Raw genomic sequence first — 12,175 nt, 5'->3', positions numbered from 1 at the left:
ACTAAAATTAAAACAAGCCATATAAAAATGCTTTAAGCATTTTTATATGGCTTCAATTTTTCACATCATGATTTATATAGCAGTAATTAAAATTGCACCTTTTGAAGTATATGTACCCATAACTGAGCCAACTTCACAGATTACAACATCTTTATATTTTACATCTTTCTCCATAACTTCCCTTACTTTTTGAGCCTTCTCAGGACAGTTTGCATGTCCTATAAATAAGACCTTTTCTTCTCTGTCTTTAATCTTGGATTCTACCAAATTAATCAACTTTTTCAAGCTATTCCCTTCACCTCTTGCCTTATCTATTGGAGTTACAATACCATCTGCAACTTGTATTATAGCCTTAAAATTCAATGTATTTATAATTTTTCCTGCTATAGGGTTTATTCTTCCACCCTTGATAGCATTTTCTAATGTCTCTAAAGTCCCCAAAAATGGTGGATTATCTTTGTATTTATCTATTATTGAAACAATTTCTTCGATTTCTTTTCCTTCTTTGATTAATATTGCTGCTTTTAACACAAGTTGTCCTATTCCAATTGACCCACTAAGTGAGTCTATAACCTCAATTTTTTTATTGTTCCCTTCCTTTTCAAACATATCTTTTGCCAAAAGTGCACTATTATAAGTACCAGACAGTCTTGAACTTATATTAATCACCAATATACTTTCTTCCTGACAATGATATGCTTCTAAAAATTTATCAGGTGAAGGACATGATGTCTTTGGTAGTACTTTGCTTTCACTCATTTTTCTATAGAAAGTTTCATTATCTATTTCCTTTCCAGATATATAACTTTCTTCTCCAAAAGATACATTTAAACCAACAACTTCAATGTTGTATTTTTCTATTATATCATTAGGTAAGTCACATGCACTATCCACTATCAATTTTATTTTATCCATATTAACCTCACTATAAGATATTGTTTTTATTTATTCAGTCGGTCGTACGACCGATTTAATTACTATTTTATATTTTGAATGAAAAAAAGTCAATAGATATAGATTCTTGCTTTATTGACAATAAATATCCATAAGCTTATAATGTTATTAATTTGTTATAAATATACATAGAAAGGTAGGTTTTATGAAAACAAACAATATGAAACAGGCTATTTTATCATCTGCAACTAATTTAATAGCCAAAAATGGAGTTCAAAATACTAGTCTTGCTGATATTGCAAAAGATGTAAATATAAGTAAAGGTACTTTGTATTATCACTACGCATCTAAAAATGATATTATATATGATATTGCAGACACTCATTTAGAAGTTATAACCAGTGCTATATTAAACTGTGTAAAAAACGTCAAATCAAAAAATTCTCAAATAGAAATGGTTAATTTAATCTTAGAGAAAATATCTACTATAGAAAGTCGTGGTAGAGTACATATGTATCTTATTTGTGAAGCAATTACTTCAAATGATGATTTGAAAGAAAGAATGAGATTAAAATATATTGAATGGAGAACTACTCTTAAATCTGAAATTGTTGAGTCCTTAGAAAAATACAGTAGAAGTGAAAATGAACAAGATGCTGAATCATTTTCCTTCTTACTTATGTCTATAGTAGATGGTTTAGTTGTCCAAAGCTTATTAAGGACAGAAAAAATACCTTATGAAAATATAGCTTCTTTTTTAGTTAACCATTGGATTTAAATTTAATGCTTAATATGTAACAAAAGTGAACTATTAAATTCTTTGAATTTAACAGTTCACTTTCTTATTTATTATTAATAATTTTATTTAAAACATTTAATTTTTATTTAAACCTTCATGGAATCACAAAATAAAAATCTTTTATAAATTTTAAATATCTCTATTTATGTTCATGCGTATGTCCATCTGAGTGTTCATGCCCATGTGTATGTGCATGCTCATGACTATGCTCATGAGTCCCTGAGAAACCATCCTCATGATTATGGTCGTGACCTACACCATTTATGTGTTCATGTCCATGCCCATGACTATGAGAATGTTGATGTGAATGCTCATGATTATCTCCTCCACAACAGCCTTCTCCCCCAGTTCCACAACATCCACTTGTGTGTGGATTATGGTGATTTCTTACTACAAATCTCTCTCTTAACATATTCTTATACCTCCTAGTATATTATTGAGTACTTCATGTACCCCATTAATTATAGTATACATCTAACTAGGTGCAATCACAATACATATGGTATTTTTTAACATTGCCATTTTAAAGAAACTTATCTTTAAAACCTCCTCCTTTTACTTCTTCCACATTATTAACAGAAATAAAGGCTTCACTATCCATATCATAAATCAAATCTTTAAATTTACCTATCTCATTTGCAGATATTATACAATAAATCATTTTTTTCTTATTTTGTGTATATGCTCCTTCTGCCTCTAGAAAAGTTACTCCTCTTCCCATCTTATTCATTATTACTTTGGATATTTCATCATATTTATTAGATATTAGAAGTATAGATTTTTTTCTATCAAAACAATCCTTTGCTATGTCCATTGTAAAAGAAATTATATACATAGCAATTAAAGTATACATTACCAACTTAGCTCCAAATAAAAATGCACCTGCACATACTACAAAGAAATTTATAAATAAAAATGTATTTTTCATAGGTATATCGTACTTTCTTTTCATTATAGCTGCTATTATGTCAAGACCTCCAGCAGTAGCTCTTGCTTTAAAAGTCAACCCCATACCTATTCCAGTTAAGGCACCACCATAAATACACTGTAGCATAGTGTCATCTATTGGAAAATATTTAGCAATATCCTGTGTTAATCCAAGAGCAACAGAAAATAACAGCATATTAACAAAGCTTATTAACAAAAATTTATTGTCAAAATACTTTTTAGCTATAATAAATATTGGTATATTCATCAAAAAACTGGATATTCCTTGATTTATACCAAATAACTTATATAATATAACACAAATCCCAGCTACTCCTCCACTTAATAACTTGGCTGGTGCTAGATATAAATTTATTCCTATGGTTGATAGAATCATACCCAATATAATAAGACCATATTGTAAAAATATGTTATTATCAATACTTAGCTTTTTACTTTCACCATACATCAAAACGCACCCCTTTGCATAATAAATAAACCACCCTGCATTATACACAATAAATTTATAAATAAATTTATTAGAAGTAGTTTACTCTAAAATATTATTCATCCTCACTTAAACGTTTATTCACTAATATTCTATCACATACTATAAATAATTTATATGATTTATATAGATTTATTTACTGTAAATTTTGGAATATTTCAACATTTTATTGAATAGATAATTATACTGTATTAAAAAATCCCTATAGAAATTTATAAACTAATTTCTATAGGGATTTTAATTAACTAACTATTATTTTTATTTTTTTGTAACTTTTATACCTGTCATATGGTCATTTAAGTTTTGTTCTTCTAAAGATTTATCATCCACTCTGTTTATTTCTAAAGCTAAAGTCTCAGACTTGATATATTCATCGAAATGGTCAACAGCCTTAGCAATTTCATCATCACCACAGTAATCTATCACTATATTATCTAATACTTCAAAGTTATTAGATTTTCTTAATTGCTGTACTTTAGATATAAATTCTCTAGCATAACCTTCATCAACCAATTCTTCAGTTAACTTAGTATCTAGTATAACGAAAAGATTGTTTTCAACAGATACATTAAATCCTTCTTTAGCAGTTATACCTATTAGCACTAAATCCTTATTAAACTCAAAAGCTTCACCATCTAAATCAACTGTTAAACTTTCACCATTTTCAAGTTTATTAACAGCTTCATGTGCATTTAATTTATTTAATGCTCCTACAAATAAATTCATCTTAGCACCTAGTAATGGTCCTGCTGCCTTAAAGTTTGGTTTTAGACTAAAGTTCATGTACTCATCTAAGTCCTTAGCAAATACTACCTCTTTAACATTAAGTTCTTCTTTTATTAAATCAACTACATCACTTATTGTATCTTCAAACTTACCATCTACTAATACTTTTTGTAATGGTTGACGAACTTTTATTCTTTCAACCTCTCTTGAAGCTCTACCTAAAGTAACTAGATTTTTAGCTAAATCCATTTTTTCTTCTAATTTAGAATCCATTAATTCTTCATTAGGCTTAGGATATTCAGCTAAGTGAACAGATACTTCTCCTGTTAGATTTCTGTACATTTCTTCTGACATATATGGTGCAAATGGAGCTATAGCTCTGCAAAGACCATGTAATAATTCATAAGTTGTATTATATACTGCCTTTTTATCTTCTGTTAACTCAGTTGCCCAGAATCTTCTTCTTGAACGTCTGATATACCAGTTAGATAAATCATCGTTTATGAAATCTTGTATCATTCTTAAAGTCTTATTTAATTCAAATATAGCTAAATTTTCTTCTACATCTTTCATTAAGTTATTAAACTTAGATAGTATCCATCTATCAAGTTCTGGTCTATCTTTATATTCTACAAAGAATTCAGTTGGATTTATATCATCTGTATTTGCATATAAAGTGAAGAAGTTATATACATTCTTCATAGTTCCTATAAATTTACTTTGTATTTCTTTTAATCCATCCATATCAAACTTAGTTGGAGTCCATGGTGGAGAAACATATAGTAGATACCATCTTAATGCATCTGCTCCATATTGGTCAAATAACTCCATTGGGTTTACTGTATTTCCTCTTGATTTACTCATTTTCTTTCCTTCTTTATCAAGTACAAGGTCTGGAACTAACACACTCTTATATGGTGCTTTACCTAATACAAATGTTGATACTGCAAGTAATGAGTAGAACCAACCTCTAGTCTGGTCTATACCTTCTGATATATAATCAGCTGGGAATAATTGGTCAAAGTTCTCTTTATTTTCAAATGGATAGTGGTGTTGAGCAAATGGCATAGCCCCACTATCAAACCAACAGTCTATAACTTCTGTTACTCTTGTCATTGGTTTTCCACATTTTTCACATTTTAAATGTATATCATCTACATATGGTCTATGAAGTTCAACTGTCTCTGGATTTACATCTTCTATAGCTTTTTGAGCTAATTCAGCTCTTGAACCTACTGAATCTGTATGACCACATTCACATCTCCATATAGGAAGTGGAGTTCCCCAATATCTAGTTCTTGATATTGCCCAGTCATTTAGATTTTCTAACCAGTTTCCAAATCTCTTTTCACCTACAAAGCTTGGGAACCATTTTACACCATTGTTATTTTCTATTAATTTATCTTTAAGTTTAGTCATCTCTATATACCAGCTTGGTTTTGCATAGTATACTAGTGGAGTTTGACATCTCCAACAATGTGGATAGTTATGAACTACTTTTTCTTTACTATATAATTTATTTTCAGAAGCCAGCCATTTTATTATTTCAACATCTAGCCCATCTTCCATTACAAATTTACCTTCCCAAGGAGTAGCTGTAAATTTACCAGTTTCATCTACTGGTTGTACAACTGGTAAATCATATCTCTTACCTGTATTATAGTCATCTTCACCAAATGCTGGTGCTGTATGAACTATTCCAGTACCATCTTCAGTAGTTACATAATCTCCTACTGTAATGAAAAATGCTTTTTTGTCAACTTCTACAAAAGGCATTAATTGTTCATATTCTAATCCTTCTAGGTCTTTACCCTTCATTTCTTCTAAAACTTCATAATCTTCACCTAGTACTTTATTAGCTAAAGGTTTAGATACATAATATACCTCGTCACCTTTCTTAACTTTTAAGTAATCAACATCAGCATTTACTGTTAATGAAACGTTTGATGGTAAAGTCCATGGAGTTGTTGTCCATGCTAGGAAATATTCATCAGCATCTTTTTTCTTAAATTTAGCTATAACTGTATTAGTTTTTACTTCTTTATATCCTTGTGCAACCTCATGACTAGCAAGACCAGTTCCACATCTTGGGCAATAAGGAAGTATTTTATGCCCTTCATAGATATATCCTTCTTTGTTAAATTTATTAAGTATCCACCATACAGACTCTATATAGTTATTGTCTAAAGTTATATATGGATTATCTAAATCAACTTCATAAGCCATTCTCTCAGTCATTATTCTCCATTGTTTTTCAAATGAGAAAACTGATTCTCTACATTTTTGGTTGAACTCAGCTATTCCATACTCTTCTATTTGTTGTTTACTAGTAAGACCTAATTCTTTCTCTACTTGTATTTCAACTGGTAATCCATGTGTATCCCAACCAGCTTTTCTCTTTACTTGATAACCAGACATTGTTTTATATCTACAAACTGAATCTTTAAGTGTTCTAGATAAAACATGGTGTACTCCAGGATTTCCATTGGCTGTAGGAGGTCCCTCATAGAATACAAAACTTGGGTCATTTTCCCCTTTTTCTAAAGTTTTTTCAAGTATATTTATATCTTTCCAATAATCAAAAACTTGTGCTTCTGCTTGTTTTACTGAACTGTCTACTAATGGCTTAAATTTCGCCATATAAATCACCCTTTCCTATAAATATTATAATTCCAAAATTTTTTATTCTTTCACATAAATTTAAATACTAAAAAACTCGCCCCCTTTAAACAAAGGGACGAGTTATAAATCGCGTTACCACCCTAATTCTATATGTGAATTTAATTCTATCCACATATAACACTCTAATAGTATAACGGTACTAACCGGCACAGCTTAATAGAATTTAATCGTTCAGCCTGCAGCTCAAGAGTGATTTTTACCTTTATAAATTCATTGGTTCTCAGCATACCCAATTCTCTGTAAAATTATCTAAAGATAATTGTCTCTATCAACGCTTTTAAAAATTTATCTGTGTTTATATGAAATTCTATAACAAATAATTTGAATAGTCAATATATTTTTGAAAAATATAATAATTTCTATTTTTCTTACATTTTTATCCTATTTTAAATTTTTGTTATAGATTTCTCAAACTTCTACAATAATTTCACCTAAAAATCCAATAAATCATAGCTTTATTCTAGAGTTGTAGCAGCTTCATCATTACTATAATTATACACTGTTGTTCCTTCAAATGCATTTACACATTTTTCATCTACATCATAAAAAATTTCATCAACACTTCTTATCTCATCTTCTAATAGTGATTTAAATTTATTTCTAAATATCTTAAATTCTTTAACTAAAGCATCATACTCTTTTCTTATCTCTATAACACGATTATTGGCTTGCTCTATAATTTGTCTAGCTTTTAAGTCTGCCTCTTCAACAATTATTTTAGCTTTTTTATTAGCCGCGCTACAAGTGTCTTCTGCTGCACTTTGAGCAGTTATTAGAGTAGCTTTTAATGTCTCTTCAATATTTTCATACTTGTTTACTTGGTCTTGATATAATCCTAATTTTTCTTTAAGAGCTGTATTTTCTCTACATAGAGATTCATAATCTTCTTTAATGATGTCTAAAAATTCATCAACCTCTTCATCTCTATACCCTCTTAAACCTTTTTTAAACTCTTTATTTTCTATCTCAATTGGAGTTAGCATTACATTTCCTCCCAGCTATAATTTAAATTAGTCCTTATACAATTAATCTTGCTTGAACTTTTATTTTACCTTTTTTAGTAATATCTCCTATTTGTGTTACATTAGCTCTTCCTTTACCTCTAACAGAAATCAAATCATCATTTTTAACTATTTTAGAGGTTGAAGTTATCTTTTCATAATTGACATGGACTTTTTCTCCATTTATGTATTTTGCACTATCTTGTCTAGATATATTGTAAAGACCACTTATGACACAATCTAACCTATCTGAAGATACTGTAAATGATACTTCCTTATATTTTGAAGAACTATTAACAATATTTTCTCTGGAAATTTCCTTTACAATTACATTATTTCTCGAAACTTTCTCCAAATTCACGATTATAAAATCGCAAATATCACTACTTACAATTACTTGACAAAAGCTATCATGTATAATTATATCTCCAATTTTTTCTCTTTTTATACCTAGACTCATAATTGCACCTAAATAATCTTTATGAGATATATTCTTAAATTTGAAATTCCCTTCTATCTGTAAAAATCTAAGAGTATCTTCTATATCCTCATATTCCATGTAAAATGGATAAATAAATACAGTGCTTCTTTCAGCTTGTTCATAACCTCCATCCACACTGTATTTTATTTCATTTGTAGAATTTAATATCGCTACAGCATTTTTCACTTCATATGGATTAAGAAACTCAGTAAACTTAACATCATAGTTTTTTATACAACTATTAGCCTTGTCTATTACTTTAAACATTTTATTTTTCAAGTCTATATCCTTTATGTGATTTGTTAATTTTAATTTATCCATTCTATCACCTTAGAATATAACCAATACTAATTGTCTTAGGAACATCAATAATACTATTGCAATTAAAGGAGAAAAATCTATAGGTCCGTTTGTGTATCTGTACATTATTGACCTTATTGGTCCTTCTATTGGCTCTGTAAGATTTTCTAAAATCTCGAAAATTTTGCTTTGTCTTCCATTTGGAAACCAAGTCATCAAGCTTTTTATAACTATCATCCATGCTATTATATCCAAAAGATAATAAAGTGCAATTCTTATTGTTCCCATATATTAACCGCCTTTTTACTATTTATTTTGCCAAGGGAAGAATGCTTTACTTTCTAATTCTTTTTTCATATTTGCATCTATATCCACATTGTTAGGAGCTAGTATAAATATTGATTTAGAAACCTTTTGTATACTTCCATCTAAAACATAAACTGCTCCATTCATAAAGTTAAATATAGATTTACGAACTTCAGAATTAGTCAACCCTTCCAAATTCACTATAACTGCCCTTCTTTGTTTTAGATGGTCTGCTATAGTTGCAGCTTCATCATAAACTTTAGGTTCAACTATTACAACTTTCATTTGACTTGTTGTATGTAAATTTACAATTTTATTTGCTTTTGCAGTACTAAATCCACTATTTATTTCTTCTTCTTGAACTATATCGTCCATACCACCTTCATATTCTTCTTCAATGTAATCTTCTTCTTCATCAACTATCCAGTTCTTAAATTTAGATATTATTCCATTTGACATTATTAACTTCCTCCTTAGAATTTATTCAGATTTGAGTAATTATTTTTTATTGTAGTTTCTTTCTCCAAAGATTGATGTTCCAACCCTAACAATGGTAGCCCCTTCCTCTATAGCAATCTCATAATCATGACTCATTCCCATTGACAAAGCATCCATTTCTACATTAGGTATATTTAGCTCTTTTATTTGTGTTGATAAATCTTTAAGACCTTTGAATACACCTCTTATTTCATTTTCATCTTCTATAAAAGGTGCCATTGTCATTAGACCTTTTATCTTTATATTTTTATATTTTTCTGACACTTCTTTGACAAAATCTATAACTTCATCTTTATCAAGTCCATGCTTAGATTCTTCTTTAGATATATTCACTTGTATTAAGCAATCTATCTCTCTATTTATTTGCTCTGCACGTTTTTGAATCTCTTCACATAATGCAATTCTATCTAAAGAATGTATCATACAAACTTTATCTATTATGTACTTAACTTTATTCGTTTGCAAAGTTCCTATCAAGTGCCAGTTTAATTTGTCACCTATAATATCATACTTTCTAGCCAATTCTTGTGGTTTATTTTCACCAACAGAAGTAATTCCTTCATTCATTGCCTCATTAACTAAATCCACATCCACAGTTTTTGTGACTGCTAAAAGGGTTATTTCTTCGCTATCTCGATTTACCTTTTTTGCAGCCTTTTCAATTTTACTTCTTATCTCAGATAAATTATCTTTAATAGAACCCATTACTATCACCTACTTTATCCTTATATTTGTGTTTATACAATTAGGTCTTAAAATTATTTTGTCATATAGATTAACACTTGTCACCCCATTTATGTCATTTTTATAATAATCCACAAATACAGAAGATTCATTTTCATAAGTTATTCCTTCTAATATGACAAATTTTACACTTTGTGATTGTTCATCAATTACATATACACCACGTTTATTGTCTTTTGTTTTTATAGAAGTTTTAGGTATTTTTAAACACTCCATCTGATTATATATTATATCAAATTCTTCGACACTTGTATCCTGATTTGAAACAATTTGGTTACTTATTTTTAATTTTAGCATTATTTTATTATTATTTTTATATATTTTGTAAACTTTTGCATCTATTTTTTGCCCACGATATTCAATTGCTACATTTTGATTTTTTTCAAAGTTCTTAGAATCTTCTTTACTTATGTATGCTGATAGATAATTGCTTTGGTCATTAGCATCTTTTTCTATATTTCCTTCTACATGAATCTTTGCATCAAATTTTTCTACTTTTAATACCAATGTATCTATATTTTTGCTAATAATCATTACTAAAACATTAAATACTAAATATATAAGAATACCAAGTATCATCAATCTGGTATATTTAATCTTTTTCAAAAACTCTCCCCCTATAAAATTTCTATCATTATAAGTACTTCTTCTAAAAAATGTTTATTCCTTTTTTATAGGCTAATATTTTATGTATTAATAATTGTTTTTTTCATATTAAATTTATTTTTTATCAATCTTCCTATACAAGACTGTATTATTTATATATAATTATATTATAAAGTATAAGTTTAATTTACATTTTACATCTCAAACTTACTTTATATTCTTTTATAGTTATTTTTATTTTTAGATGCAATATAAAACCAATTAAAATTTAAAATGACTTTTGTTTTGTTGATATTAATTCATTTAGGCATTTATGCATTTATGCATTAGGATAACGTTATCACAGCAAGGGTTTATGTCCTAAAAAAAATACAAGGAGGATTTTCTTATGTCAGAAATTTTATTAGGAACAGGTTTACTTTTATTGGTTCTATGTTGTTTCACAATTTTTAGTTACAAAGCTCCATATGGTATGAAAGCTATGGGAGCCTTAGCAAATGCTGCATGCGCTACTTTTTTAGTAGAGGCATTCAACCTTTCTTTACTTGGTGATGTTCTAGGTATGGAATTTTTTAGAAGTGTTGGTGCTGCTAATGGTAGCCTTGGTGGAGTTGCTGCTGCTATACTTGTACCTTTAGCTTTAGGAGTATCCCCAGTTTATGCAGTTTTAATAGGACTATCATGTTTAGATTTCTCTATATTATCTGGATTCGTTGCTGGATACTTTGTTTCTTTCTTAATTAAGTTTATAGAGAAAAAAGTACCACCTGGAGTAGATTTAGTAGTTGTAATACTTTTATGTGCTCCACTATCTCGTTTTATAGCATCAAATGTAGACCCATTAGTTAATAGTACACTATTACAAATTGGACAAGTTCTAATAGAGGCTACTAATATTAGCCCTATAATAATGGGAATTATATTAGGAGGTCTGATAACAGTGGTTGGAACATCCCCACTTAGTTCAATGGCTCTTACATCTATAATCGGTCTTACTGGTCTTCCTATGGCAATAGGAGCATTAGGAGCTTTTGGTTCAGCTTTTATGAACTCAACACTATTCGCAAGATTAAAGTTAGGTTCTAAAAAAGATATTATATCTGTTGCTATTGAACCCCTGACTCAATCAGACATAATTTCAGCTAATCCAATACCAATATATTCTACTAATTTCTTTGGAGGAGCTTTTTCTGGTATCATTGTAGCTTTGATGGGTCTTGTAAACATGACACCAGGTACAGCTACACCTGTGGCTGGATTTGCTATAATGTTTGCCTATAATCCAGTTAATCAAGTTCTTATAACAGCTGGACTATGTGCTTTATTTAATGTAATTGCAGGATTTGTAGGCTCAAAAATATTCAGTACCTTTAAAGTTCTTACTGCTGACAAAATACGTGGTACTGATGTAGAAGAAGAAATTGCTTAAATTTATAAGATTTATAAATTTATATTTTAAGTCAATATTTTAAATAGTAGAGTTTTATATTGTAGCAATTTTATTTATTGCAAGCGTTTTATTTTTTATTTATATTTATAATTATTATGTGTGTTGAATATTTAGATAAATTTTTATTTTTTAACTTTTTTATTTTTTAATTTAGTTTTTTATTTAGTTGATATACCAAACATCAAAAATTAGTATAATTACTATTATATAACATAACTTTTAAAATACATAAAAAATTTTATATTAATTAGAT

At 28.7% G+C, this 12,175-nt stretch carries 12 protein-coding genes and 1 other annotated feature; of the genes, 2 read left to right on the top strand and 10 right to left on the bottom strand.

Annotated elements, in window-relative coordinates:
• Positions 1–72: 72 nt before the first annotated feature.
• Positions 73–915, bottom strand: a complete 843-nt coding sequence (locus Q3287_RS10515; protein ID WP_054271190.1) for a DegV family protein — start codon at positions 913–915, stop codon at positions 73–75.
• Between the two features lie 184 nt (positions 916–1,099).
• Here Q3287_RS10515 and Q3287_RS10510 point away from each other — a divergent pair, with 184 nt between their 5' ends.
• Positions 1,100–1,672: a TetR/AcrR family transcriptional regulator gene (locus Q3287_RS10510; RefSeq protein WP_054271191.1), complete on the top strand. Its 573-nt coding sequence runs from the start codon at positions 1,100–1,102 to the stop codon at positions 1,670–1,672.
• A gap of 160 nt (positions 1,673–1,832) precedes the next feature.
• Here Q3287_RS10510 and Q3287_RS10505 read toward each other — a convergent pair whose 3' ends face one another.
• From Q3287_RS10505 to Q3287_RS10465, 9 genes are all read right to left on the bottom strand, one after another.
• The gene (locus Q3287_RS10505) at positions 1,833–2,105 is read right to left on the bottom strand and encodes a hypothetical protein (protein WP_407964049.1); all 273 of its coding nucleotides are present in this window, start codon (positions 2,103–2,105) and stop codon (positions 1,833–1,835) included.
• A gap of 111 nt (positions 2,106–2,216) precedes the next feature.
• Positions 2,217–3,089 carry a YitT family protein gene (locus Q3287_RS10500; protein ID WP_074178493.1) on the bottom strand — a complete coding sequence of 291 codons (873 nt, stop codon included), beginning with the start codon at positions 3,087–3,089 and terminating at the stop codon, positions 2,217–2,219.
• Between the two features lie 297 nt (positions 3,090–3,386).
• Positions 3,387–6,494, bottom strand: a complete 3,108-nt coding sequence (gene ileS / locus Q3287_RS10495; protein ID WP_407964048.1) for an isoleucine--tRNA ligase — start codon at positions 6,492–6,494, stop codon at positions 3,387–3,389.
• A gap of 90 nt (positions 6,495–6,584) precedes the next feature.
• Positions 6,585–6,817: a binding site (T-box leader), on the bottom strand.
• Positions 6,818–6,991: 174 nt separating this feature from the next.
• Positions 6,992–7,519 carry a DivIVA domain-containing protein gene (locus Q3287_RS10490; protein ID WP_003426928.1) on the bottom strand — a complete coding sequence of 176 codons (528 nt, stop codon included), beginning with the start codon at positions 7,517–7,519 and terminating at the stop codon, positions 6,992–6,994.
• A 34-nt stretch (positions 7,520–7,553) separates the two neighbouring features.
• Positions 7,554–8,339 carry an RNA-binding protein gene (locus tag Q3287_RS10485; protein WP_054271195.1) on the bottom strand — a complete coding sequence of 262 codons (786 nt, stop codon included), beginning with the start codon at positions 8,337–8,339 and terminating at the stop codon, positions 7,554–7,556.
• A 9-nt stretch (positions 8,340–8,348) separates the two neighbouring features.
• Complete coding sequence (locus tag Q3287_RS10480) at positions 8,349–8,606, bottom strand: YggT family protein (RefSeq protein ID WP_021385428.1); 258 nt, start codon at positions 8,604–8,606, stop codon at positions 8,349–8,351.
• 18 nt (positions 8,607–8,624) lie between these two features.
• Positions 8,625–9,083 (bottom strand): cell division protein SepF, encoded by a 459-nt coding sequence (locus tag Q3287_RS10475; RefSeq protein ID WP_021385412.1) that lies wholly within the window; start codon positions 9,081–9,083, stop codon positions 8,625–8,627.
• 39 nt (positions 9,084–9,122) lie between these two features.
• A complete protein-coding gene (locus Q3287_RS10470; protein WP_054271196.1) occupies positions 9,123–9,827 on the bottom strand; it encodes a YggS family pyridoxal phosphate-dependent enzyme in 705 nt (234 codons plus the stop codon).
• A gap of 9 nt (positions 9,828–9,836) precedes the next feature.
• Entirely contained in the window at positions 9,837–10,472 is a 636-nt protein-coding gene (locus Q3287_RS10465; protein ID WP_407964047.1) for an HlyD family efflux transporter periplasmic adaptor subunit, read from the bottom strand.
• 388 nt (positions 10,473–10,860) lie between these two features.
• Here Q3287_RS10465 and Q3287_RS10460 point away from each other — a divergent pair, with 388 nt between their 5' ends.
• Positions 10,861–11,901 (top strand): PTS sugar transporter subunit IIC, encoded by a 1,041-nt coding sequence (locus Q3287_RS10460; RefSeq protein WP_054271198.1) that lies wholly within the window; start codon positions 10,861–10,863, stop codon positions 11,899–11,901.
• Positions 11,902–12,175: the final 274 nt, after the last annotated feature.

Source organism: Clostridioides sp. GD02404 (assembly GCF_045898275.1).
Classification (GTDB): Bacteria; Bacillota; Clostridia; order Peptostreptococcales; family Peptostreptococcaceae; genus Clostridioides; species Clostridioides difficile_A.
The sequence above is the reverse complement of the archived record's forward strand: the minus strand, read 5'-3'. Positions and strand labels throughout refer to the sequence as shown.

Excerpts from the sequence above, each read along its gene's own strand:
- Q3287_RS10505 (WP_407964049.1), bottom strand. The coding sequence starts at position 2,105 with ATGTTAAGAGAGAGATTTGTAGTAAGAAATCACCATAATCCACACACA.
- Q3287_RS10475 (WP_021385412.1), bottom strand. The coding sequence starts at position 9,083 with ATGTCAAATGGAATAATATCTAAATTTAAGAACTGGATAGTTGATGAA.
- Q3287_RS10480 (WP_021385428.1), bottom strand. The coding sequence starts at position 8,606 with ATGGGAACAATAAGAATTGCACTTTATTATCTTTTGGATATAATAGCA.
- Q3287_RS10500 (WP_074178493.1), bottom strand. The coding sequence starts at position 3,089 with ATGTATGGTGAAAGTAAAAAGCTAAGTATTGATAATAACATATTTTTA.
- ileS (WP_407964048.1), bottom strand. The coding sequence starts at position 6,494 with ATGGCGAAATTTAAGCCATTAGTAGACAGTTCAGTAAAACAAGCAGAA.
- Q3287_RS10460 (WP_054271198.1), top strand. The coding sequence starts at position 10,861 with ATGTCAGAAATTTTATTAGGAACAGGTTTACTTTTATTGGTTCTATGT.
- Q3287_RS10490 (WP_003426928.1), bottom strand. The coding sequence starts at position 7,519 with ATGCTAACTCCAATTGAGATAGAAAATAAAGAGTTTAAAAAAGGTTTA.
- Q3287_RS10510 (WP_054271191.1), top strand. The coding sequence starts at position 1,100 with ATGAAAACAAACAATATGAAACAGGCTATTTTATCATCTGCAACTAAT.
- Q3287_RS10485 (WP_054271195.1), bottom strand. The coding sequence starts at position 8,339 with ATGGATAAATTAAAATTAACAAATCACATAAAGGATATAGACTTGAAA.
- Q3287_RS10515 (WP_054271190.1), bottom strand. The coding sequence starts at position 915 with ATGGATAAAATAAAATTGATAGTGGATAGTGCATGTGACTTACCTAAT.
- Q3287_RS10470 (WP_054271196.1), bottom strand. The coding sequence starts at position 9,827 with ATGGGTTCTATTAAAGATAATTTATCTGAGATAAGAAGTAAAATTGAA.